At 62.6% G+C, this 24,060-nt stretch carries 18 protein-coding genes; all 18 read left to right on the forward strand.

Going from position 1 to position 24,060, the window contains the following annotated elements; all coding sequences use genetic code 11:
* The first annotated feature begins 10 nt into the window (after positions 1 to 10).
* The 18 genes from mftD (at position 11) to QRN54_RS10060 (ending at position 24,059) form a co-directional block, all read left to right on the forward strand.
* On the forward strand, positions 11 to 1,189 hold the full coding sequence (mftD, locus tag QRN54_RS09975; RefSeq protein WP_003942047.1) for a pre-mycofactocin synthase MftD: 1,179 nt from the start codon (positions 11 to 13) through the stop codon (positions 1,187 to 1,189).
* 26 nt (positions 1,190 to 1,215) lie between these two features.
* A complete protein-coding gene (locus tag QRN54_RS09980; RefSeq protein WP_285181902.1) occupies positions 1,216 to 3,147 on the forward strand; it encodes a mycofactocin system FadH/OYE family oxidoreductase 1 in 1,932 nt (643 codons plus the stop codon).
* Positions 3,144 to 3,971: a mycofactocin-coupled SDR family oxidoreductase gene (locus QRN54_RS09985; protein WP_003941966.1), complete on the forward strand. Its 828-nt coding sequence runs from the start codon at positions 3,144 to 3,146 to the stop codon at positions 3,969 to 3,971. Before QRN54_RS09980 ends, QRN54_RS09985 begins: the two co-directional genes overlap by 4 nt.
* Positions 3,971 to 5,920 carry a mycofactocin system FadH/OYE family oxidoreductase 2 gene (locus tag QRN54_RS09990; RefSeq protein WP_285181903.1) on the forward strand — a complete coding sequence of 650 codons (1,950 nt, stop codon included), beginning with the start codon at positions 3,971 to 3,973 and terminating at the stop codon, positions 5,918 to 5,920. Before QRN54_RS09985 ends, QRN54_RS09990 begins: the two co-directional genes overlap by 1 nt.
* 52 nt (positions 5,921 to 5,972) lie before the next feature.
* A complete protein-coding gene (locus QRN54_RS09995) occupies positions 5,973 to 7,211 on the forward strand; it encodes an HNH endonuclease signature motif containing protein (RefSeq protein ID WP_285181904.1) in 1,239 nt (412 codons plus the stop codon).
* Between the two features lie 98 nt (positions 7,212 to 7,309).
* Positions 7,310 to 8,002, forward strand: coding sequence for a mycofactocin biosynthesis peptidyl-dipeptidase MftE (gene mftE / locus QRN54_RS10000; protein WP_058038118.1), 693 nt, complete (start codon positions 7,310 to 7,312; stop codon positions 8,000 to 8,002).
* 97 nt (positions 8,003 to 8,099) lie between these two features.
* Positions 8,100 to 9,497, forward strand: a complete 1,398-nt coding sequence (mftF, locus tag QRN54_RS10005; protein WP_007730153.1) for a mycofactocin biosynthesis glycosyltransferase MftF — start codon at positions 8,100 to 8,102, stop codon at positions 9,495 to 9,497.
* Positions 9,494 to 10,975 (forward strand): mycofactocin dehydrogenase MftG, encoded by a 1,482-nt coding sequence (gene mftG, locus QRN54_RS10010; protein ID WP_058038117.1) that lies wholly within the window; start codon positions 9,494 to 9,496, stop codon positions 10,973 to 10,975. Before mftF ends, mftG begins: the two co-directional genes overlap by 4 nt.
* A 105-nt stretch (positions 10,976 to 11,080) precedes the next feature.
* Positions 11,081 to 12,394: a sigma-54-dependent transcriptional regulator family protein gene (locus QRN54_RS10015; protein WP_047268928.1), complete on the forward strand. Its 1,314-nt coding sequence runs from the start codon at positions 11,081 to 11,083 to the stop codon at positions 12,392 to 12,394.
* A 143-nt stretch (positions 12,395 to 12,537) separates the two neighbouring features.
* Entirely contained in the window at positions 12,538 to 14,061 is a 1,524-nt protein-coding gene (gene adh / locus QRN54_RS10020) for an aldehyde dehydrogenase (protein ID WP_007730158.1), read from the forward strand.
* A gap of 91 nt (positions 14,062 to 14,152) precedes the next feature.
* The gene (locus QRN54_RS10025) at positions 14,153 to 14,713 is read left to right on the forward strand and encodes a DUF779 domain-containing protein (RefSeq protein WP_058038116.1); all 561 of its coding nucleotides are present in this window, start codon (positions 14,153 to 14,155) and stop codon (positions 14,711 to 14,713) included.
* A gap of 165 nt (positions 14,714 to 14,878) precedes the next feature.
* Positions 14,879 to 16,351, forward strand: coding sequence for an ethanolamine permease (gene eat / locus QRN54_RS10030; protein WP_003941913.1), 1,473 nt, complete (start codon positions 14,879 to 14,881; stop codon positions 16,349 to 16,351).
* Positions 16,348 to 17,772: an ethanolamine ammonia-lyase subunit EutB gene (locus tag QRN54_RS10035; RefSeq protein ID WP_285181905.1), complete on the forward strand. Its 1,425-nt coding sequence runs from the start codon at positions 16,348 to 16,350 to the stop codon at positions 17,770 to 17,772. The genes eat and QRN54_RS10035 overlap by 4 nt, the downstream gene beginning before the upstream one ends.
* Entirely contained in the window at positions 17,769 to 18,542 is a 774-nt protein-coding gene (gene eutC / locus QRN54_RS10040; RefSeq protein WP_054186893.1) for an ethanolamine ammonia-lyase subunit EutC, read from the forward strand. The genes QRN54_RS10035 and eutC overlap by 4 nt, the downstream gene beginning before the upstream one ends.
* Before the next feature lie 82 nt (positions 18,543 to 18,624).
* Positions 18,625 to 19,923, forward strand: coding sequence for an HAD family hydrolase (locus QRN54_RS10045; RefSeq protein ID WP_054186892.1), 1,299 nt, complete (start codon positions 18,625 to 18,627; stop codon positions 19,921 to 19,923).
* Between the two features lie 142 nt (positions 19,924 to 20,065).
* A complete protein-coding gene (locus tag QRN54_RS10050; RefSeq protein ID WP_054186891.1) occupies positions 20,066 to 20,605 on the forward strand; it encodes a hypothetical protein in 540 nt (179 codons plus the stop codon).
* A 331-nt stretch (positions 20,606 to 20,936) separates the two neighbouring features.
* Entirely contained in the window at positions 20,937 to 22,214 is a 1,278-nt protein-coding gene (locus tag QRN54_RS10055) for an MFS transporter (protein WP_085998903.1), read from the forward strand.
* Positions 22,215 to 22,469: 255 nt separating this feature from the next.
* Positions 22,470 to 24,059, forward strand: coding sequence for an AMP-binding protein (locus QRN54_RS10060; protein WP_285181918.1), 1,590 nt, complete (start codon positions 22,470 to 22,472; stop codon positions 24,057 to 24,059).
* The last annotated feature ends 1 nt before the right edge of the window (position 24,060 follow it).

Consider the following 24,060-nt stretch of genomic DNA (forward strand, 5'->3'; position numbering starts at 1 on the left):
GGTCAGTTCAATGGCTAAGAATGCTTTCTTCGAGACGGTGGCAGAAGCACAGCGCCGTGCGAAGAAGAGGTTGCCCAAGTCCGTGTACGCGGCGTTGGTGGCGGGATCCGAGAAAGGGCTGACGGTCGACGACAACGTCGCGGCATTCAGCGAATTGGGTTTCGCTCCCCACGCTGCCGGGCTGTCGGACAAGCGCGAGATGTCCACCACCATTATGGGCCAGGACATTTCGTTGCCCGTCATGATTTCACCGACCGGTGTGCAGGCAGTGCACCCCGACGGTGAAGTAGCGGTAGCCCGTGCGGCTGCAGCACGGGGAACAGCCATCGGACTGAGTTCTTTTGCCAGCAAGTCCATCGAAGAAGTTGCCGCGGCCAACCCGCAGGTCTTCTTCCAGATGTATTGGGTCGGTAGCCGCGACGTGCTCCTGCAGCGTATGGAGCGCGCTCGCGCTGCCGGTGCCAAGGGCCTGATCATCACCACCGACTGGTCCTTCTCGTACGGTCGCGACTGGGGCAGCCCGTCCATCCCCGAAAAGATGGACCTCAAGGCGATGTTCCAGTTCGCACCCGAGGGAATCATGCGCCCGAAGTGGTTGCTCGAGTTCGCCAAGACCGGCAAGATCCCGGACCTGACCACCCCCAACCTCGCGGCTCCCGGCCAGCCTGCACCGACGTTCTTCGGCGCATACGGCGAGTGGATGCAGACTCCGCTTCCGACGTGGGAAGACATCGCCTGGCTTCGTGAGCAGTGGGGTGGACCGTTCATGCTCAAGGGCATCATGCGCATCGACGACGCCAAGCGAGCTGTCGACGCCGGTGTCTCCGCTATCTCGGTCTCCAACCACGGTGGTAACAACCTCGACGGCACCCCGGCGCCGATCCGTGTGCTCCCGGGCATTGCCGAGGCCGTGGGCGATCAGGTGGAAGTTGTTCTCGACGGCGGCATTCGACGCGGCGGCGACGTCGTCAAGGCGCTCGCACTCGGAGCCAAGGCCGTCATGCTCGGGCGCGCCTACCTGTGGGGCCTCTCGGCCAACGGCCAGGCCGGTGTCGAGAACGTGCTCGACCTCATGCGGATGGGCATCGACTCGGGGCTGATGGGCCTCGGCCACTCGTCCATCACCGAACTGAGCCCGGCGGACCTGGTGATTCCGGAAGGCTTCACACGCACATTGGGTGCCAGCTGAGATTACGGCTCCGATAGAGCTGTGAGTTGACACTCGACGAACACACGACCCTGGCCGGACGCCTCGTCCGGTCCAGGGTTGTTTTCGGTCCGCACGAGACCAATCTTGCTGTGGGACGCTCGCTTTCCGATCGGCACCGTGCGTACTACCAGCGCCGCGCCGAGGGCGGAACCGGGATCGTCGTCACCGAAGTGGCCTCGGTATCGGAGAACGACTGGCCGTACGAGCGGGCGCCGTTGGCGTCGCAATGTGGCCCGGGGTGGCAGTCGATCGCGGCTGCATGTGCTCCGTACGGAACGCTGGTTCTGGCCGGGCTCGGTCATACCGGCATGCAGGGATCGAGCGCATACTCCCAGTCGGTGCTGTGGGGACCGTCAAGAGTGCCCGACCCGGCGACGCGTGAGTTGCCGATGGCAATGGGGCAGCCGGAAATCGACCAGCTGATAGTCGGCTTCCGTGAGGCGTCGGCGCTGGCCGTCGCTTCGGGAATGGACGGAGTGGAACTCGATGCCGGTCCTCGAAGCATTCTGCGACAATTCCTTTCGGGTCTGACCAACACTCGGCAAGACCGATACGGTAGCGATCGCGTTGCTCTTGTTCGCGAGGTCATCTCGGCAGTGCGCGAGGAAGTCGGGTCGGATCACGTTGTCTCCCTGCGGTTGTCCTGTGACGAGGAAGCTCCATGGGCGGGCCTGACGCCCGATCTTGCCATCGGTATCGCGCGTGAAGTGTCTCCGTTCCTCGATCTCCTTGTCGTCGTTCGTGGCGGACTCTATTCGTCTGACCGGTACCGCCCCGATTTTCACTGCCCGCCGAACTTCAACCTCGATCTGTGCCGTGAGATCAAGGCCGCTCTGTCGATTCCTGTTGTCGTGCAGGGGAGCGTCGTGGACATCGCCGACGCTCACGCGGCGCTGGAAGTAGGTGAGTTCGTCGAGATGACCCGGGCCCAGATCGCAGACCCGGACCTGGTTGTGAAAGCCGCGCGCGGCGATCGTCCCCGGCCGTGTGTGCTCTGCAATCAGGCGTGCCTCGTGCGTGATCCTCGCAATCCTGTCGTGACGTGCGTCGGGAATCCGAGCGCGGGTTTCGAGACGGTGGACCCCGATGAGCGAGAGCAGATTTCGACACCGGGAGCCGTGCTGGTCGTGGGGGGTGGCCCCGCTGGGATGGAAGCCGCACGGATCTCGGCGGTGGCGGGGCACTCGGTCACACTCGTCGAGAGTTCATCGCAGTTCGGCGGCATGATCCGAACTTTTGCGCGAGGTGACGGCCGTAGCCGGTTCGCACTCCTCGCGCAGTGGTTGGAGGACGAATGCCGTCGTAGCGGCGTGACGATGCGGACCGGGGCGGCGCTCGACGCCCAAGACCTGGGTGACGCACGCAGCCGGGGCGAGTTTGTTGTCGTTGCCACCGGTAGTGCTGCGAGGCCACCGACGTATCCGGTCGACGATTCGGTTCGATGGTTGGATGCGTCGGAAGCCTTCGAGAAGTTGAGCACCGTGGGGCCGGGTCCGGTCGCGCTGATCGATCCCCTCGGTGGACCGATCGCGGTGGCGCTCGCAGAAGCACTCGCGGCCCATGGCATCTCCGTCTCGATTGTGACTCCCGACAGCATCGTCGGTTCGAGGCTCGGTGCGAGTGGGGATCTGGTCGGCGCCAACACGCGCATCCAGCAGGCCGGGATCACCAGGGTGCTCGCGTCACGTGTCACCGAAATCGCTCGAGGGGCCGTCTGCGTCGAACACGTCCATACCGGCGAGCGGTCACAGCTCGAGTGCGAAGTGGTGATCGACTGCTCGCCTCGTCTGCCGAACGAAACGCTGAAGGAAGAGGCCGACATTCAGGTGGGCGACTCGGTTGCCCCGAGAACTGTTCTCGAATCCATCCGCGAAGGGCGCTTTGCAGGGTTTACTACTAGAACGAGTTTCAATTCTGCAGAGAGGGCTATCTCATGACACAGGGTTCAGTTCGTTCGCTCGAAGGTCGCGTTGCTTTCATCACCGGCGCAGCGCGCGGTCAAGGACGTGCGCACGCGGTCAAGATGGCGCGCGAGGGAGCAGCGATCATCGCGGTCGACGTATGCGCGTCGGTGGCGTCGGACAATTCCTACGACGCAGCAACTTCCGAGGACTTTGCCGAGACGATACGTCTGGTGGAAGCGGAGGGCGGGAAGATCCTCGCCCGCGAGGTCGATGTCCGTGACGGCGCAGCGCTCACCGCGGTGGTCAAGGACGGCGTCGAACAGTTCGGACGACTCGACATCGTGGTCGCCAACGCCGGGGTCTGCAACTGGAATCGATTCTGGGAAATGTCGGACGAGCAGTGGGAAACCCTGATCGACATCAACCTGACCGGAGTCTGGAAAACCCTCAAGGCCTCGGTGCCGGCGATCATCGAGGGTGGGCGCGGTGGATCGATCATCGTGGTCAGTTCGGTGGCCGGACTCAAGGCGCTGCCCGGACAGGCGCACTACGCGAGCGCCAAGTTCGGTCTCGTCGGTCTGACGCAGGCCGCAGCAAAGGAACTGGGGGAGTACAAGATCAGGGTCAACTCGATCCATCCTTACGGAGTGAATACGCCGATGGGGGTCGACCAGGGCGCTCTCGAGGTATTTGCAAAGTTTCCGCAGTACCTTCCCAACTTCACTCCGATCCTCTCGGACATCGCTTTCGCCGAACCTGACGAGATCGCCGATACCGTCCTGTGGCTCGCCGGTGACGGTTCCCGCACCGTCACGGCAAGTCATATCGCGCTCGATCAAGGAAACTCCAAGGTCTGATGACGCCGTACCCGCGCCTCTTCGCGCCACTGCGCCTGGGCAACCTGACACTCCGCAATCGGGTCGTGTTCTCCGCACACCTGACCAATTACGCGGAGAACGGGTTGCCGACGGAGCAGCACGCGAGCTACTACGAGGCGCGGGCACGCGGCGGTGCGGGTCTGATCATCACCGAGGAGCACTCGACGCATCCTTCGGATCGACCGTACGAGAAGATGATTGCGGGCTATCGGCCCGAAGCGATCGAGGGATACCGGCGGATCACCGACGCCGTTCATGCACATGGTTCGTCGATTCTCGCGCAGATCAACCACAATGGGGGCCAGGGCGCTGGAACCTATTCGCGATCGCCGCTGTTGGCGCCGAGCGCCGTCGCCGATCCGTTGTTCCGCGAGGTGCCCAAGGCTGTCGACGACGCGGACATCGCCGAGATTCTCGCAGGGTTCGCCCTTGTTGCGCGCAACTGCGTTGCCGGTGGCTTCGACGGGGTGGAATTGCAGGCGTCGCAGTCGTCCATAGTGCGCGCGTTTCTCGCCCCCTCGACCAACCTGCGCACTGATCGCTACGGCGGGGGCGTGGCACATCGTGCACGGTTCCTTCTCGAAGTGCTCGGGGTACTGCGTAAGGCCATCGGCCCGGATCGTGTCCTCGGTGTGCGCCTGAGTGGATACGAAGGAACGCGGGGTGGCATCGAACTGTCCGACGCAGTAGCCACCGCTCAACTCATCGAAGCTGACGGTCACGTCGACTACATCAACACCACCGTCGGAATGGCCACGGAAACACTGCATCTGGTCGAAGCATCGATGGCTGTACCCACCGGCTACGCCAACTTCGTCCCGTCTGCTATCAGGGAGGTCCTCGATCTTCCAGTCGTCGGAGTCGGCCGTTTCAAGACGCCGGAGCAAGCCGAAGCCGCACTCGAGGACGGTGTATGCGATCTGGTGGGCGTAGTTCGCGGGCAGATCGCCGATCCGGATTTTGTGAACAAGGCGCGTGCCGGTCAATCGTCACAGGTGCGAACCTGCCTGTCCTGCAACCAGGAATGCGTCGGGCGGATGGGTCTGGGGCGTTGGTTGGGGTGCACCGAAAATCCGCGCGCTGGTCGGGAATCGGTACCGCTGCCGATGCCGCGGCGACGGGGCCGCACGGTGGTGGTGGTCGGTGGCGGCCCCGCCGGCCTGCAAGCTGCGGCTACAGCGGCCCAGCTAGGTCATGCGGTGACGCTGTTCGAGCGTGAACGAAGACTTGGGGGACAGATTCTTACCGCCTCGGTGGTACCGGCTCGCCGTGAGCTCGCCGACCTCGTCCGGAATCTCGAATCTGAGTGTCGCCGAAGCGGTGTGACGATCGAGCTGGGTGCTGGAGCTGATCTCGCGATCGTGGAGGAGCGCGCGCCCGAGGTGGTCGTGATTGCAACCGGAGCGCGGCCTTTACGCCCAGCGTGGGCGGGTAGATCAGAGCGTGTGGTGGGTGTTCGAGACGTTCTCGACGGCAAGATTCTGCCGAGTGGAACGGTGCTCGTCTACGACGAACTGGGATTCCATCAAGGTACGTCGGTGGCGGAGTTCCTCGCTGATCGAGGCTGTGCCGTCACGATCGCGACCAACGGCATGGTGGTCGCGCAGGACCTGAGCATCACCCTGGATTTCGAGGGGTGGAACCGCCGAGCGTTCGAGAAGTCGATCGGTCAACGGACAGATCTGATGGTGACTTCGGTGAGCGCTGGGGCCTCGCCGCTCGTGAGCTTGGTTCACCTTCCGACGGGTGAGACCGAGGAAGTTGCAGTCGACTGGGTGGTCTTCGCGACACAGCAGGAACCTGTCGACGAGTTGTGGAACACCTTGCAGGGAAGCTGTTTCGAGAAATTTCGCATCGGTGACGCCTTGTCTCCGAGGCGTTCGCACGCGGCCGTCATCGAGGGGCATCGGGCCGCGTTGGCGATATAAGTCGTCCGTTTTGTCTCTGGTTCTCGAAAGTATGTTCGATTAAACTTTGAGCATGGACAGTCGGGATGCGTGGCAGCTGGATGGTGAGGGCCTCAAGAGTGAGGTTCTCGATCTGGTGCGCGCCCGGCACGAGTTGCAGTCGCGGATGGTGTTGCTGATCGTGGAGATGTTTTCCCGGGAGACTTTGGTCGGGAAGGGTTTTCGGGCGATCGCGCAGTGGTTGCACGGGTCGACGAATCTGGAGATCGGTGAGTGCAGCCTGCTCGTCGGGTTGGCGCGATTGTTGATGCTCGAACCTGTTGTCGCGGATGCATTCCATCGCGGTGACGTTGATGCGTTGAAGGCGCGGCAGGTGGCGTCGTTTTGTCAGCATCCACCGAAGAACATGACCCTGGCGGATGTGGACAAGGGTCGCGGGATCCTGCTTGGCCTGGCGTCGCAGAATATTGCTGATTGTGATGCGGTGCGGGCGACGATCCGGCGGATCGACAAGCAGTACGGAAACCGTGAGGACGGCGTTCCGGTGGGGGAAGATTCGGAGCGTAACGAGTTCTACGCGTCGAAAGGTTTGTACGGGCGCGTGTCGGTGAAGGGAGACCTAGATGCTGTGAACGGGGCGCGTCTGATCACATTGTTGTCGAGTCTGTCGGCTCCGACGCCGGAGAAGGACGGCGCCAAAGACACCCGCACTCCGGCATTACGACGTGCAGACGGGTTTTGCGAGTTGTTGCGCCGGTACGAGCGGGCGGGGTTGGGTCCGATCGAGGGCGGGGTGAAACCACACATCACGGTCACCGCCAGCGCAAAAGACATGACGGACCTGCAAGCGTTGAAAGACCTCCTGCCGTCCACCGAAGAACTCGGATTTGCGTGGGCGGATTGGGTGGGCCCGATCAGTATTGACACCGCACGGATGTTGGCCTGCGATTGCACCGTGACGCGGATCTTGTTGGATGAGAATGGTGTTCCGCTCGAGTGCGGTAAGGAAGCGAGAACAGCGACGGTGCCGCAGCGGCGGGCGTTGGCGGTCCGCGATGGCGGGTGTGCGTTTCCGGGGTGCGGGACACCGTCGGGGTGGTGCGATGCCCATCATATTGTTCACTGGAACGATGGCGGCCCAACAGATCTCGACAATCTGATCTTGTTGTGCGGTCATCACCATCGGACGCTGCACCACACCGAGTGGCGGGTGGAGATCGGCCCGGATCGGAAATCGGTGTTCTATCCACCGATGTCGATCGATCCGTATCAACAGCCGATCGGCGGGAACAGCCCACCGACAGCGGCGTGAACCGCGACAACTGACGAATACGCCGGGGCACAACAATGCCCCGGTGTATCCGCATGCAGTGTTGCGGTGGGAGGGGCCCGCACCAATACGATCGGGGGATGAGTTCTCCGCGTGACCTTGCTGCCATCCCGAGTCCTGCGCTCGAGGGCACTGCGCTCACCGTCGTGGTCCCGGTCGGTTCTTTCGAACAACACGGACCGCACCTGCCTCTCGATACCGACACTCGGATCGCGAGAGCAGTCGCACAGGCTCTGCCCGACGTCGTCGTGGCCCCGGCCATCGAATACGGGGCGAGCGGCGAACACGAAGGGTTTGCCGGCACGATTTCGATCGGTGCCGAGGCTATGGAAACCGTAGTCGTCGAATACGGAAGGTCGGCGTTCAGATGGACGAAGCGGGTGCTGTTCGTCAACGGCCACGGCGGAAATGGTCCCGCATTGGCCAAAGCGGTGGCACTTCTGCGGTATGAGGGGCGTGATGCTGCTTGGGTGCCGTGCGCTGTTCCGGGTGCCGACGCCCATGCCGGACACACTGAAACGAGCCTATTGCTGCACCTTTCGCCCGATTTGGTGCACATGAGCCTTGCTGAGACAGGAAATTTGTCTCCTATCGCGGACCTGATGCCAGGAATGCGTTCGGGCGGTATGGTCGCTGTGTCGCAAAACGGCGTTCTCGGCAATCCAGTCGGGGCTACCGCCGAAGACGGCGCATACATCTTCGGTGAGTTGGTAGGACGCGTGACGGATGGACTGGCCCGGTGGGAGCCTGGTCCAGATGGGAGGCTTCGGTGACGACCACGACCGAGTGGGGGCGGACGGTCCACCTGCGACGGCTTTCGAGGCTGCGACGAGTTGCAGCACGACGGGCTACGTCCCTTACGATCATCTGATGCGACCAGCAAGACTCCCCGACGGCTTCGGCATTCGGTTGGACCCCAAGGTGCGCACGTACTCGGGTGGCCGGGTACTCATCGGCGGATCTCCGACGCGGATGCTCAAGCTGGCGCCGACGGCTGCGGCGATGATCGGTGACGGCTTCCTCGAGGTGGTCGATCAGCAGAGCGCTGCGGTTGCGCGACACCTTCTCGATTCAGGTGTCGCGAATCCTCGTCCGATGTCGACGCCGTCCGCTGCCGATGTCACGGTCGTGATTCCGGTCAAGGACAACCAGGCCGGCGTCGAACGCCTATTGCCCGTCCTCAAGGATCTGACCGTCATCGTTGTCGACGACGGTTCGGAAGTGCCGGTGGAGCCCCGTCGCGCCTGCCCGGGCACCGGCACCATCACAGTGGTCCGGCACGAGAGTGCCCGCGGACCCTCGGCAGCGAGAAACTCGGGATTGCGTTCGGCCCAAACACGTTTCGTAGCTTTCCTGGACTCCGACGTCATACCGCGTGCCGGTTGGCTCGAGTTGATGTTGGGCCACTTCAGCGATCCGGGGGTTGCCCTTGTTGCACCCCGCATCGTCGCCCTCGATCCGTACGGGACGGCGCTGGCGCGGTACGAGAACATGCGATCGTCTCTCGACCTCGGACGCAAGGAAGCTGCGGTGAAGTCGGGCAGTCCGGTCGCCTATGTCCCCAGCGCCGCCGTGATCGTCCGGCGCGACGTGGCACTCGAATGCAACGGTTTCGACGAGAGTCTCGAAGTAGCCGAGGACGTCGATTTCTGCTGGCGACTGCAGGCTGCGGGTTGGCGACTGAGGTACGAACCGGTTGCGCATGTCGCCCACGATCATCGAGTTCAGTTCGACAAGTGGTTCGCCAGGAGAGCGTTCTACGGCACGGGTGCGGCGCCGTTGGCTGCAAGACACGAGGGTTCGGTTCCGCCGATGGCGATGTCGTTCTCGACGCTCTTCGCGTGCATCGCTGCCGCAACACTGACCCGTTCCGGTCTTGCCGGCGCACTCGGCGCTTTACTGTTTACCGTTTACCGGCTGCGAAAGATGTTCACCGGCCTGAGTCAACCCACCCGGATCGCGGCGATCCTCACCGCGCAGGGAGTTGTCGGCGGATTCTGGCAACTCGCCTCGGCAATGTGTCGTCACTACTGGCCCGTGACGCTCCTGGCGGTGATCGCCTCCAGGCGAATTCGGCGGCTGGCCGTCGCTGCAGCAGTCACCGAAGGTTTGGTGGACTGGTATCGCCACCGTGAGCCAGGCGGGCTGGGACCGGTTCGGTACGTCTTCTTCAAACGAGCCGACGACATCGCGTATGGAGCCGGACTCTGGCGTGGCGCATTCGACGCCCGCGACTGGGCGGCGCTGAAACCTCGAATCACCAAGTGACAGAAGCCGACTACGCAGATTTCCTGGTTGTCGGTGGTGGCACGTGTGGTTGCGTGGTCGCAGCCAGGCTCAGTGAAGATCCATCCGCCACGGTGATGCTCCTCGAATCGGGAAGCGGATATCGATCGGCGCTCGAACTCCCGGACGTCCTGGGTGATCCGTACCGACTGCCGGTCGGACCTGCGAGCGAATACACGTGGACCTATCCGGTCGAACTGACGCCGCGTCGGGCGTCCACAATTGCGCGGGGGCGGACACTCGGTGGATCCGGAGCCGTCAACGGTGCGTACTTCACCCGCGCGACCCGTGCTGATTTCGAGAATTGGCCGAGTTCATGGCGATACGACGACGTCTTGCCGTACTTCAAGAAGTCCGAAACGGATCGTGATTTCGAGGGCGAGTTCCACGGGACCGCCGGACCGATCCCGGTCGAGCGTCGAGCGTGGGACCAACTGCATCCACTGAGCGGCGAGTTTCATGCGGCAGCGCTCGGAGCAGGCTTTCCCGACGACGTCGACAAGAATGCGCCGGACTCGTTCGGGGTGGGCCGAGTGCCACTGAACGTGTCGGATCATCGTCGGATCAGTACGGCGATCGGGTATCTGATGCCGGCGTTGCACCGGCCGAATCTGCGGGTGGAATCCGGAGTGAACGTCATTCGCATCGCGTTCTCGGGTACCCGTGCGATCGGCGTCGACGTTCTCGGCGACGGCAATGTCCGACGCATTCGTGCCGACCATGTGGTCGTGTGTTCGGGTGCGGTGGCGACACCGCACATTCTCCTCAATTCCGGTGTTGGTCCAGCGGAACAACTTGTAGAGCAAGGAGTTTCCGTCGTTCTCGATCGACCGGGCGTCGGACAGAACTTCGTCGACCACCCGGAAGTGCTGCTGCCGTACCATTTTTCGAAGCCCCGCACGATTCGATCGCAGACTCCGGTGCTGGAGACAGCCCTCAACCTCGCTGAGATCGAAATCCGTCCGTACACCGCATCTTTCACAGACCTGGTTCCCGGTGTGCCTCGCATGGACCACGGCGTCGGAGTGGTCCTCATGGCGCCGCACAGCCGGGGAAGCATCGAGCTGGCATCGGGGGATCCCGCTGGGGCGCCGCGTATTCGGTACAACTACGTCGCGTCGGCGCACGATCGAGCTGCCATTCGGGAAGGGATGCGGATCGCCGAGAATCTTCTCGAGTCGATCGCCGAGACGGGGTTGATCGATCGCCCCGTCATGGAGTACACCGATGAGTGGGTCGAATCCCGCCTGGGAACGTCGCTGCATATGTCCGGTAGTTGCGTGATGGGTGCCGAGGCGGACCCGTTCGCAGTCGTCGACGGTCGGTGCCGTGTGATCGGCGCGCAAGGACTCAGTATTGTTGACACGTCAATCCTGCCGACGATCCCGACCCGCGGCCCGCATGCGACCGCGGTGATGGTCGCGGAACGAGCAAGCGCCATTCTGCTCGGCGACGAGTGACCGCGAGGGGCAGCAGGCTGGGTCGGCAGTCATACCGAATGGTCGTTCTCGCCTATGGGCTATGATCGGCGTTACAGTGGTCCACGGAGCGGAGGAACGCAAAATATGGCACGTGAACAGGCTGTGCCCGGCAACCCGTGGGTGGCGGTCAGGCCAGGCGATGACGTCGCGTTACTCGCGCGGCGACTTTCGTCTGCCCATCAGTCGTTCATCGATGCCCGCGGCGTGCCCGGCCAGGGGCTGACCGACGACTCCCATGTCCGCTCGGTCGTACTCGAGTCCTGGATGCGTAGCCGCAACAAGGGGGTAAATCCCGATGTGGTCGGCAACCCTGAGATGCTCGAAGGGTTGGAGCTCGAAAAATATCGCTCCGCGCATCCCATGTCACTGATCCGTCCGGTGATTCGGAAACTCCTGGTGGAAGATGCTGCCGAGACCGGACTACTGATCGCGATCAGTGACGCACACGGTCGATTGCTCTGGGTGGAGGGTGACAACTCGGCCAAGGACAAGGCGTTGTCCATGAACTTCGTCGAAGGCGCCGATTGGAGCGAAGATCGTGTCGGCACCAATGCGCCGGGAACGGCGCTTGCTCTCGATCACTCCGTACAGATTTTCGGATCCGAGCATTTCAACCGAACCGTGCACGACTGGAGTTGTTCGGCCGCACCCGTCCACGATCCCACCACTGGGCAAATCCTTGGTGCCATCGACATCACCGGTGGTCCCAGAGTTGCGGTTCCCGAAGTGCTGTCACTGATCCGTGCAACTGTCGCGGCCGCCGAATCGGAATTGCGATTCCATCTCTTGAACTCGCCCATCCCACTCAGTGCCACGGCTCCGCGCCTCGAAACATTCGGTGCCGGCCGGCCGACGCTGGTTCGCGGCGGTGACCGCATCCCGATTTCGCAGCGTCACGCCGAGATTCTCCTTCTGCTTTCCGAACACCCGGAGGGTCTCAGCTCCGACCACCTTGCGGTCCTGCTCGACGAGGGCGAACTCGACGCAGTGACCATTCGCGCGGAAATGTCGCGGCTTCGTAAGGTTTTCGGTGCCGACCGGCTGGCTTCGCGCCCCTATCGGATCATCACGGAGTTCACGACAGATGTCGGCGAGGTGCGGGCAGCGTTGGATCGAGGCGACGCAGCGACGGCGATGAAACTGTATTCGGGCCCGGTGCTGGCGGGCTCGGCGTCTCCCGGCATCGAAGAGGTGCGGGAAGAACTACGCACCAGGGTCCAGGCAGCTCTGCTGCGTGGAGGTGACGCCAACCTTCTGGCCCGGTGGACCACGTCGGTGCACGGCCGCGAAGACTCAGTCGTGTGGGAGGCCTACCTGTCCACGTTGGATCCTCAATCGCCGCTGTATTCGCAGGTCCAGGCAAGAATTGATCTCCTCGACCGCCAGTTGGGCATCTGAGAATCATCTGCGTTTCTCGCACGCAACGTACTTGCAACGTTGCAACTCCTAGTGTTGTGAATCACACCCCACCGGGGGGTGGGATTGCAGTCACCGATTTGGTGGGTGCGCCCAGGAAGATCACGTTTACATAGGAGCTTGCAATGACCGTGTACGCCCGCCCAGGTACCGCCGACGCGATCATGTCCTTCCAGTCTCGATACGACAACTGGATCGGCAACGAATGGGTTGCTCCGGTCAAGGGTCAGTACTTCGAGAACCCGACACCGGTGACCGGACAGAATTTCTGTGATGTGGCTCGTTCCACCGCAGAAGACATCGAACTCGCTCTCGACGCAGCGCACGCAGCAGCTCCGGCCTGGGGCAAGACCTCGGTCGCCGAGCGCGCGATCATCTTGAACAAGATCGCTGATCGTATGGAGGAGAACCTCGAATCCATCGCACTCGCCGAGTCGTGGGACAACGGCAAGCCGATCCGCGAGACCCTCAACGCCGACATTCCGCTCGCCATCGATCACTTCCGATACTTCGCGGGAGCTATTCGCGCACAGGAAGGTTCGCTCTCGGAGATCAACTCCGACACCGTGGCGTACCACTTCCACGAGCCGCTCGGCGTAGTCGGCCAGATCATTCCGTGGAACTTCCCGATCCTCATGGCCGTGTGGAAGCTTGCCCCCGCCCTCGCTGCCGGCAATGCCATCGTGCTCAAGCCTGCCGAGCAGACGCCAGTCTCGATCCTGCACCTCATCGGCATCATCGGTGACCTGCTGCCTGCCGGTGTTCTCAACATCGTCAACGGCTTCGGCGTCGAGGCCGGAAAGCCGCTCGCGTCCAGCCCGCGTATCAAGAAGATCGCGTTCACCGGTGAGACCACCACCGGTCGCCTGATCATGCAGTACGCGTCGCAGAACCTCATCCCCGTCACCCTCGAACTCGGTGGCAAGAGCCCCAACATCTTCTTCTCCGACGTCCTCGCCTCTAACGACGACTACCAGGACAAGGCACTCGAGGGCTTCACGATGTTCGCCCTCAACCAGGGCGAGGTCTGCACCTGCCCGTCACGTTCGCTGATCCAGGAAGACATCTTCGACGAGTTCCTCGCGATGGCAGCCATCCGCACCAAGGCTGTGCGCCAAGGGGATCCGCTCGACACCGACACCATGATCGGTGCCCAGGCCAGCAACGATCAGCTCGAGAAGATCCTCTCGTACATCGAGATCGGCAAGGCCGAAGGCGCCAAGGTCATCACCGGTGGTGAGCGAGCCGAACTCGGCGGAGACCTGTCCGGCGGCTACTACGTCCAGCCGACGGTGTTCACCGGCAACAACAAGATGCGCATCTTCCAGGAAGAGATCTTCGGACCCGTCGTCTCGGTCACCTCGTTCAAGGACTACGACGAGGCCATCGAAATCGCCAACGACACGCTCTACGGTTTGGGCGCCGGTGTCTGGTCCCGCGACGGCGGAGTTGCTTACCGCGCAGGCCGCGACATCCAAGCCGGTCGCGTCTGGACCAACACGTACCACCAGTACCCGGCACACGCCGCTTTCGGTGGATACAAGCAGTCCGGTATCGGCCGCGAGAACCACCTGATGATGCTCTCGCACTACCAGCAGACCAAGAACCTCCTGGTCAGCTACGCCCAGAAGGCTCAGGGCTTCTTCTGATCTACCCACCGGTACCCGTGAGCCCCTCGCTGCGGGTGCCGGTGAGCAAGACTGCAACACGCGAAACCTGCACAAACACACGGAGGTTGGAATGAGCGCCACGGACACACCCGATACCGGCGCCGTTCCACCCCGGTTGGTGACCACCGCTGGGGCGGCTGACCTCCTGCGCCGCCTCAGCGGGACTCATGGCGAACTGATGATGCATCAATCCGGCGGATGCTGCGACGGCTCGGCCCCGATGTGTTATCCCTCAGGCGAATTCATCGTCGGGGACCGTGACGTACTACTCGGAATCGTCGATCTCCGACTTGCTGTCGGAGAGACTCCCGAAGACCTTCCCACCGGAACCGACGCTGTACAGGTCTGGATTTCCGGATCACAGTTCGAAGCCTGGAAGCACACCCAGTTGGTGCTGGACGTCGTGCCCGGCCGCGGCAGTGGATTCAGCCTGGAGTCTCCTGAAGGATTCAGATTCCTCAGTCGAGCAAGGGCATTCACACCGGACGAAAACGAAGCACTCGGCGCGTCGAGCATTCTCGTGGGCGCTGATTGGGAAGCGGGCATGCGTCCTTTGCCCCCGACGGTTCCCCAGGTGGTCGCCGAGGCCGTCGACGCCTGCCCGGTGCCGGGCGCGGCCGCCCGATCCTGAGAACGGCAGCCTGAAGAAGATCTGAACAGACTCGGGGCCGCTCACATGACAGCCAGTTAACAGCACGGTCATCTCCAGGCGACCTTCTCCGTACATCGCCCACATACCGTTCATTTCACGCGACGCATCCACCGTGCGTCGTCTCATTCTTGACCGATTCAGAGGATGGACATGTCTCTTTCCGACCACGCAACCGGCAAAAACGCCGGTGCCGCGGGTGCACACCACGACGGCGCAGACTTCCATGCGGAAGACAATTCGTATCTGGAGAAACGAACACTCCGAAAGGGAACAGCAGGGTGGGTGCTGCTTGCGGGGTTGGGTGTCAGCTATGTGATTTCCGGTGACTACGCCGGCTGGAACAACGGTCTGGCCGAAGGTGGTTTCGGTGGCCTTCTCATCGCGGCGGTTGTCATCGCGGGTATGTACCTGGCGATGGTGCTCGGTATGGCCGAGATGTCGTCGGCACTTCCGGCTGCGGGCGGGGGGTACACGTTCGCCCGACGGGCCATGGGGCCCTGGGGTGGATTTGCCACCGGCACAGCGATTCTCATCGAGTACTCGATAGCGCCCGCAGCGATCGCGACCTTCATCGGTGCGTACGTCGAGTCGCTGAACCTGTTCGGGATCACCGACGGCTGGTGGGTGTACCTCGCGGTGTACGCGATCTTCATCGGCATTCACCTCACCGGCGCCGGTGAGGCACTCAAGGCGATGTTCATCATCACCGCCATTGCACTCGTCGGCCTGGTCGTGTTCGCGGTTTCGGCTGTCGGCCTTTTCGATTCGTCCAACCTCACCGATATCGCCGTCGACACCAGCGCAGTCGGATCGTCGTCGTTCCTGCCATTCGGTCTGCTCGGAATCTGGGCCGCCGTGCCCTTCGCGATCTGGTTCTTCCTTGCTGTCGAAGGTGTACCGCTGGCCGCCGAGGAAGCACGTGAGCCGGAGAAGAACGTCCCCCGCGGCATCATCATCAGCATGTTGATCCTGATCGTCACAGGCGCAACGGTTCTCTTCCTCGCCACCGGTGCGCTCGGCGCAGACGCCCTGTCCACCTCCGGAAATCCGCTCGTCGAGGCGCTGGGGGACAGCGGAGCGGCAAAGGCCGTCAACTACATCGGCCTCGCCGGTCTGGTCGCGAGCTTCTTCTCGATCATGTACGCCTACTCGCGCCAGACGTTTGCGCTCTCGCGCGCCGGTTACCTGCCGAAGAACCTGTCGGTGACCAACAAGCGCAAAGCCCCCACTCTCGCTCTCGTCGTACCCGGAATCATCGGCTTCGCGCTCTCACTCACCGGTGAAGGTGCAATGTTGCTCAACATGGCGGTGTTCGGCGCGGCAGTAAGCTACGTCCTGATGATGGTGAGTCACATCGTTCTTCGTAAGCGTGAGCCGAACATGCCGCGCCCGTACCGCACGCCCGGCGGTATCGCCACCACCTCGTTTGCACTCGTGATCGCGGCAGTGTCGGTGGTGGCCACCTTCCTGGTCGATCCCGTTGCGGCATTGCTGACGTTGGTCGCCTTCGGTGTTCTCATGGCGTACTTCGGTCTCTACAGTCGCCACCACCTTGTTGCCAACTCGCCGGACGAGGAGTTTGCTGTACTTGCACAGGCGGAAGAAGAATTGGGATGAGTCGCGGGATGGCCAAGTATCACCAGCAGGTATCCGGAACCAACTACTCGTTCGACAGCCTCGTCGATCTGATGGCGAAGGCGACGCCGCTGCGCTCGGGCGACGAACTCGCCGGTTGCGCGGCAAGCTCCGACGCCGAACGTGCTGCTGCCCAATGGGTTCTGGCTGATCTTCCGCTGACGGTGTTCCTCGAAGATCTGGTGGTTCCGTACGAGGACGACGAGGTAACCAGGCTCATCATCGACAGCCACGATCGCCTCGCATTTGCGCCGGTGGCGCACCTGACTGTCGGCGGACTACGAGACTGGTTGCTCGAGACCGCGTCGGCGCCGGAAGCTTCAGCACGCTTGTCCGCCGTGAGTCCCGGTCTGACCCCCGAGATGGTTGCCGCGGTCAGCAAGATCATGCGCAATCAGGACCTGATCGCTGTCGCCAAGGCCATCACGGTCACCGCGGGGTTCCGCACTACCATCGGACTGCCCGGCCGGCTGAGCACCCGACTCCAGCCAAACCACCCGACAGACGATCCACGCGGCATCGCGGCGGCCACATTGGACGGTCTCCTGATGGGATGTGGCGACGCCGTCATCGGTATCAACCCGGCGACGGACTCACCCCAGGCCACCTCGGATCTGCTCCACCTGCTCGACGACATCCGTCAGCGATTCGAGATCCCGACTCAGTCGTGCGTGCTCTCGCACGTGACCACCACGATCGGACTGATCGAATCGGGGGTGCCGGTCGATCTTGTCTTCCAGTCGATTGCCGGTACCGAAGGCGCCAATTCCGGTTTCGGAGTGAACATTCCGCTCCTGCGTGAGGGCAACGAGGCCGGGCGCTCCTTGAACCGCGGAACGGTCGGCAACAACGTCATGTACCTGGAGACGGGGCAGGGGTCCGCCCTCAGCTCAGGTGCACACTACGGCACCGGCGGAGCCCCGGTCGATCAGCAGACACTCGAGACCAGGGCATACGCAGTGGCACGTGATCTCGAACCGCTGCTGGTCAACACCGTGGTCGGCTTCATCGGTCCCGAGTATCTCTACGACGGCAAGCAGATCATTCGCGCGGGCTTGGAGGATCACTTCTGCGGAAAACTCCTCGGGCTGCCGATGGGAGTGGACGTCTGCTACACCAACCACGCCGAAGCCGATCAAGACGATATGGACAACCTGCTCACCTTGCTGGGCGTCGCCGGCGCGGCGTTCGTGATCGCGGTGCCCGGCGCCGACGATGTGATGCTCGGCTATCAAAGTCTGGCGTTCCACGACGCGCTGTACGTGCGTAAGGTTCTCGGTTTGCAGCCCGCCCCGGAGTTCGAGACCTGGCTCCACAACTTGGGGATGACCGACGCAAACGGTCGGGTTCTTCCGATCGATGCCGAAATGTCGCCGCTGCGGGCTTTGACGGTGAACTCATGACCGAAGATCAGGCACCGATCCTCGATTTCTGGGGTCCACTGCGCAAGACCACACAATCGCGTATCGGGTTGGGCCGCGCCGGTGATTCGTTGCCCACCAAGCGGGTTCTCGAATTCAAGGCAGCGCACGCTGCAGCCCGCGACGCGGTCCACGAGCCACTCGACTCCGAGACGCTTGCCAGTCGGGTCGAAGGGGTGGGCATCGGGGCGCCGGTGGTGGTCGCGAGCAGCGTCTCCACCCGCAGTGAGTATCTCCGGAGACCCGACCTGGGGCGCCAACCGGCTGACCTGGGTGCGATCGCGAGTTCCGACAAGGAAATCGGGTTCATCCTCGCCGACGGACTCTCGCCGCGAGCACTGATGGACCACGGCGAGCAATTACTGTCTGCGTTGGTCACGGTGTTGGGGGAGCGGTACTCGATCGCGCCGCCGGTGATCGCCACGAATGCCCGTGTGGCACTGGGTGATCACATCGCTGCCGCGATGGGAGTGCAGACGGCGATCGTCCTGATCGGCGAACGTCCAGGGCTCTCCGTTGCGGACAGCGTCGGGATCTATCTGACTCACCTTCCGCGCGTCGGTCGTACCGACGCGGATCGAAACTGCATTTCCAATGTCCACCCACCCGAGGGACTCGGATACGAGCAGGCTGCTCGTGTCGTCCTGGGATTGGTGACGGGAGCGCGCCAGTTGGGCCGCTCCGGCGTCGACCTCAAGGACACCTCTCGCGCCGACGCCGTTGCGTCGAGAGAAGTGCTGACGCTCGATTAATTGACAACTGCACGGCATACCCGGGTCGATCGACACTCGGGTATGCCGTCGTACCCGAATCACGACGAAAACGAGGGAATCGATGTTCCGTTCGCTGCATGCCCGCGCCCTGTGTGCGTTGGCGGTAGGTAGTGTCCTGTTGAGTGCAACTGCATGTAGTTCGGCCGAGAGCGCCCCGAAAGAAGATGTGGCGCAGAGTGGTTCATCCTGTGCTGCGTTGGATCCCAGTCTGGCGTGGTACGGCGACAACCGTGTGAGGTTGGATGCCATGATGACGGAGTTCGGAACGTGTGGAGCTGCAGGTGATGTCGATGACGGAGCTCCGTTGGCGCTCTTCGACTGGGACAACACAGTTGTCAAGAACGACATCGGAAGCGCCACTGCATTCTGGATGATCAAGAACAACAAGGTGTTACAGCCCGCCGGAGCGGACTGGGCAACCACCAGTCGCTTCATGACTCCAGCCGGCGCTGCCGCACTTTCCGCCGCGTGTGGCTCGGAGACCGCCCCGGGTCAACCCTTGGTAACCAGTACCGACTTGGACTGCGCTGACGAGATCGTTGCGGTACTCGAGGAGAAGACTCGCGACGGACAGGTTGCATTCGACGGCTACGATCACCGCCGGACCAAGGCTGCATACGCGTGGGCGGTGCAGTTGATGGCAGGGCACACCGAGGACGAGATCACCGAGTACGCCCGCGCAGCGCGTGCCGAGAATCTCGCTGCTGCAGAAGGATCCGATCAGACCGTCGGTACCACGGAAGTCGACGGCTCGGTGCGTTACTACGCGCAAGTCGAAGATTTGGTGAAAACCCTCGGCGCTCATGGATTCGACGTGCGGATCATCTCCGCGTCGGCCGAACCGGTCGTTCGTGTCTGGTCGGAGCAGCTGGGATTGGATGCCGATCACGTGATGGGAGTTCGGCCGATCGTCGAGGGCGGCGTTCTGACGGGGCGCCTGCGGGGATGTGGTGGGGTTGCGGACGGTGACGACTCGGTCATTCCGTACATCGACGGGAAGCGGTGCCAGGTCAACGAGGTTGTCTACGGGGTTCAAGGGCCTACGGCGTTCGAGCAGTTGGCCGCCGATCGACGTCAGGTATTTGCTGCCGGTGATTCTGTCACCGACGTGACGTTCCTCGGAGATGCGACCGGTGCGCGCCTGGTGATCAACCGCAACAATCCCGAACTGATGTGCAATGCCTACGACAACAGTGACGGGAAATGGCTGGTCAACCCCATGTTCATCGAACCGAAGTCCCGGGCGGACGCTCCCTATCACTGCTCGACCGATGCTTACACCGACGCGGCCGGGGCAAAAGGTGCCGTGACCCGCGCAGACGGCAGCGTGATCCCCGATCAGGCCGATACCGTCGCGTGACGGTCGACTTGTCGCGGTGACTTCACAACGATCGATCGGGGTGTGATCTGATTCTGTCGAGCCCTTTGTCGGGCTGCGGAAACCCACGGGTGTCCGCCGTGATGCTGGAGCCGCAGAGGCGGCACGTGAGTAGGAGAAATCGATGGCCTTCGCTGGCAATGTGGACGAGTTGGCACTGCTCCAAGCAGTACGTCTCAAGGAGCGGGTCGGAGCGGTCGTCCTGGCCGAGCACCTGGGCGTCAGCTCGGCTTCCGGTCAAGCTGCGTACGACGCACTTGTCGCGCAGGGCAAAGCGGTCGAAGCGGAAAACGCCATCAGCCTGACCGAGAAAGGTTTGGCAGAACTCGAAGATCAGTTGGACGCCGAGCGCGTCTCGATCGACGAGGACTCCATCGGTGAGGTGTACGAGGCGTTCCTTCCCTTGGACGAGGAGTTCGCCGCGCTCATCGACGACGCAGATGCGGATTCCCTTGCAGAGTTGGATAGCCGGGCTGCAAACCTGTTCGACGATCTGTCGGCATTCGTTCCGCGGTTGTCTCGTTACCAGGATCTCTTCTCGGATGCTCTCGCGAAAGTGCAAGCGGGGGAGTCCAAGTGGATTTCCGAACCGATCATCGACTCCTACGCCACGGTGTGGGGCGAGATCCGTCAGGAACTGTTCGGGGCTGCCGGTAAGGCTTGATCCGTAGCGTTGCACCGTGACGCCGTTTCTCGAGGGCCGTCCGATTCGTGAGAACGAATCGGACGGCCTGCGGCATGTCGAGGGTCGTGAAACTCGTTACCATTGCATACAAGTGGTGACCGAGATCACTCCTACCCCCTTTCGGGGGTAGTGCGGGGGTGAGCCACATCACTACCTTTCCTCCTATCGACGGTGATGCCCACAGGGCGACACCACGGGACCACGGAGGAATCGAGTGACCACAGTCTCTCCCACAGGCGGCACCAGTGCCGCCGGCGCCGGGGGTGCGAGTGCCGCAGGTGCGACGCAGCCCCCGCAGAACACCACCAGTGTGCGGCGCGTCGCAATCGCGAGTTGCATCGGCACGACTATCGAGTTCTACGACTTCTTCATCTACGGAACCGCTGCGGCACTTGTCTTTCCGACGGTGTTCTTCCCCGCGCTCGGTGCCACTGCGGGAACTGTCGCATCGTTTGCGACTTTCGCAGTCGCATTCATCGCCCGGCCCGTCGGCGCAATGTTGTTCGGACACTTCGGTGATCGCATCGGTCGCAAGAAGACGCTGATCTCGACGCTCCTGCTCATGGGTATCTCGACGCTCCTGATCGGCTTGCTGCCGGGTGCTGCAACCATCGGTGTCGCGGCCCCGATCATCTTGGTGCTCTTGCGATTCGGCCAAGGTTTCGCGGTCGGTGGTGAGTGGGCAGGCGCAACCTTGCTCACCGCGGAATACGCTCCACCGGGCAAACGTGGTCTGTATGCGATGTTCCCGCAGCTCGGCCCTGCAATCGCATTCGTTCTCTCGAGCAGTACCTTCCTCATCACCGGCGCAGTTCTCGGCGACACCAACCAGGCTTTCCTCGATTACGGCTGGCGTATCCCGTTCCTGTTCTCCATCGTGTTGGTCGGCATCGGCCTCTACATGCGACTCGCTATCGAGGAGACTCCCGTCTTCAAGGCGGAGCAGGCAGAGCGCGTCGCGGAGCAGAAGAACGAAGCACCTCGCACCCTCCCGTTCCTGGATGCTTGGCGGTTCCAGACCAAGGAGATCCTCCTCTCGGCAGGCGCCCTGGCTTGCCTGTTCGCGTTCTTCTACATGGGCACGGCTTTCCTGACGAGCTACGGAACAAAGACCCTCGGCTTCTCCCGTCCGTTCGTCCTGTCTGTCGGTATCGCTTCCGCGGTTGTCTTCGGTGCGGCGATCGTCGTTTCCGCTCTGTACTCGGACCGCATCGGGCGCCGCAAGGTCATCATGATCTCGTGTGGTCTGGCCGTCGTCTGGGCGCTGGTGCTGTTCCCGCTCCTCGACACGGGATCGCCGATCGCGTTCATCATCGGAATGTTCGGCACGCTCATGATCTTCGGAATCGCCTACGGCCCCTGCGGTGCGCTGCTTCCGGAAATGTTCCAGACCCGCTACCGCTACACCGGTGCCGGCCTCGGCTACAACCTCGCCGGAGTGCTCGGTGGGGCAGTGCCGCCGCTGATCGCCGCACCGCTGGCCTCGGCCTACGGGAGCATGGCCATCGGAGTCATGCTTGCGATCCTGGGTGTGTTGAGCCTGATCTGCACCTGGGCACTCGTCGAGACCAAGGACCACGCGCTGTAACCACTGTGCGCCTTTATTAACCGCCGGCGGTTAATAAAGGCGCACAGCAGGCGGGTGGGGTGTCCGGACTCTGAACAGTTACGGCCACCCCGCACCGGGAAGTATGTCGTGCATCACACCGAATCGAGTAAATTCGTAGATGAGAGGGTCCGCTGCGGCGGCCCCTCTCATAGGTGCCTGAACAGGTAACCGGAGAGGACAGAACACGTGAGTACGCCGCTGCCCAGCTATACGTCCGGAGTATGGGACGGTCCGATGCTGGGCGACACCATCGGAGACAACCTCGATCGCACGGTTGCCGCACACGGCGACCGCGATGCGTTGATCGACCACGCCAGCGGTCGACGATGGACGTACCGGGAGTTCGCCGAGCAGGTGAACGGGCTCGCTGTCGGACTACTTTCCCGTGGTGTGGGGAAGGGCGATCGGGTAGGAATCTGGGCTCCCAACTGTCCGGAATGGACGTTCACGCAATACGCGACGGCAAAGGTCGGCGCGATCCTGGTCAACATCAATCCGGCGTACCGCTCGCACGAGTTGCAGTACGTGCTCGAGCAGGCCGGGATCTCGACGCTGGTGTCTGCGGCCAGCTTCAAGACCTCGGACTACGCGTCGATGATCGAGACGGTGCGGCCGCAGTGCCCGGATCTGACGTCGGTGCTCCTGCTCGGTTCACCCGAGTGGGACGCGGTGCTTGCAGACGGCTTGGCGGCGCAGGCAAGCGATCCGGCTCCGCTCGCCGCAGCCCAGGCCGCGTTGTCGGCCGACGACGCGATCAACATCCAATACACCTCGGGTACTACCGGTTTCCCGAAGGGCGCGACGCTCAGTCACCACAACATCCTCAACAACGGCTATTTCGTCGGCGAGTTGTGCCACTACAGCGAGGTCGATCGGGTGTGCATCCCGGTGCCGTTCTACCACTGTTTCGGCATGGTAATGGGCAACCTTGCGTGCACCAGTCACGGTGCTGCCATGGTCATTCCGGGTCCGGCTTTCGATCCGCGTGCTTCGCTCGAAGCCGTTCAGGCCGAAAAGTGCACGTCCCTCTACGGCGTTCCGACGATGTTCATCGCGGAGTTGGCGTTGCCGGACTTCGACAGCTTCGATCTGTCGTCCCTTCGCACCGGCATCATGGCGGGCTCGCCCTGCCCGGTCGAGGTGATGAAGCAGGTCATCGATCGCATGGGCATGTCGGAGGTGTCCATCTGCTACGGCATGACGGAGACCTCGCCGGTGTCGTTGCAGACCCGCTCGGACGATTCGATCGAGCAGCGCACCGAAACGGTCGGACGGGTAGGGCCGCATCTCGAGATCAAGATCGTCGATCCGGCAACCGGATTGACGGTGCCCCGTGGCGAGCCGGGTGAACTGTGCACGCGTGGTTACTCGGTCATGCTCGGATACTGGGAGAACCCGGAGAAGACCGCCGAGGCGATCGACGCTGCCCGGTGGATGCACACCGGAGACATCGGAGTCATGGACGAGGCCGGATACGTCGCCATCACGGGACGCATCAAGGACATGGTCATCCGCGGTGGCGAGAACGTCTATCCGCGTGAGATCGAGGAGTTCCTCTACACCCACCCCGACATTCTCGATGCGCAGGTCATCGGTGTACCCGACGCAAAGTACGGCGAGGAATTGATGGTGTGGGTCCAGATGCGCGAAGGTGCAGATGATCTCGACGCCGATTCAGTCCGCGCGTTCTGCACCGGCAAGCTCGCGCACTACAAGATTCCGCGGTACGTCCATGTCGTCGACGAGTTCCCGATGACAGTCACGGGCAAGGTCCGCAAGATCGCGATGCGAGAACAGGCGATCGAATTGATCGGTCAGGCCTGAG

The sequence above is a fragment of the Rhodococcus sp. MEB032 genome (genome assembly GCF_030208925.1).
Taxonomy (GTDB): domain Bacteria; phylum Actinomycetota; class Actinomycetes; order Mycobacteriales; family Mycobacteriaceae; genus Rhodococcus_F; species Rhodococcus_F qingshengii.

What these genes read in the sequence shown, in the direction of transcription:
- mftE (WP_058038118.1), top strand. Translation starts at nt 7,310, where the DNA reads ATGAGTTCTCCGCGTGACCTTGCTGCCATCCCGAGTCCTGCGCTCGAG.
- QRN54_RS10015 (WP_047268928.1), top strand. Translation starts at nt 11,081, where the DNA reads ATGGCACGTGAACAGGCTGTGCCCGGCAACCCGTGGGTGGCGGTCAGG.
- QRN54_RS10025 (WP_058038116.1), top strand. Translation starts at nt 14,153, where the DNA reads ATGAGCGCCACGGACACACCCGATACCGGCGCCGTTCCACCCCGGTTG.
- QRN54_RS09985 (WP_003941966.1), top strand. Translation starts at nt 3,144, where the DNA reads ATGACACAGGGTTCAGTTCGTTCGCTCGAAGGTCGCGTTGCTTTCATC.
- QRN54_RS10045 (WP_054186892.1), top strand. Translation starts at nt 18,625, where the DNA reads ATGTTCCGTTCGCTGCATGCCCGCGCCCTGTGTGCGTTGGCGGTAGGT.
- mftF (WP_007730153.1), top strand. Translation starts at nt 8,100, where the DNA reads ATGCGACCAGCAAGACTCCCCGACGGCTTCGGCATTCGGTTGGACCCC.
- QRN54_RS09995 (WP_285181904.1), top strand. Translation starts at nt 5,973, where the DNA reads ATGGACAGTCGGGATGCGTGGCAGCTGGATGGTGAGGGCCTCAAGAGT.
- eutC (WP_054186893.1), top strand. Translation starts at nt 17,769, where the DNA reads ATGACCGAAGATCAGGCACCGATCCTCGATTTCTGGGGTCCACTGCGC.
- adh (WP_007730158.1), top strand. Translation starts at nt 12,538, where the DNA reads ATGACCGTGTACGCCCGCCCAGGTACCGCCGACGCGATCATGTCCTTC.
- QRN54_RS10050 (WP_054186891.1), top strand. Translation starts at nt 20,066, where the DNA reads ATGGCCTTCGCTGGCAATGTGGACGAGTTGGCACTGCTCCAAGCAGTA.
- eat (WP_003941913.1), top strand. Translation starts at nt 14,879, where the DNA reads ATGGACATGTCTCTTTCCGACCACGCAACCGGCAAAAACGCCGGTGCC.
- QRN54_RS10035 (WP_285181905.1), top strand. Translation starts at nt 16,348, where the DNA reads ATGAGTCGCGGGATGGCCAAGTATCACCAGCAGGTATCCGGAACCAAC.
- QRN54_RS09990 (WP_285181903.1), top strand. Translation starts at nt 3,971, where the DNA reads ATGACGCCGTACCCGCGCCTCTTCGCGCCACTGCGCCTGGGCAACCTG.
- QRN54_RS10060 (WP_285181918.1), top strand. Translation starts at nt 22,470, where the DNA reads ATGCTGGGCGACACCATCGGAGACAACCTCGATCGCACGGTTGCCGCA.
- mftD (WP_003942047.1), top strand. Translation starts at nt 11, where the DNA reads ATGGCTAAGAATGCTTTCTTCGAGACGGTGGCAGAAGCACAGCGCCGT.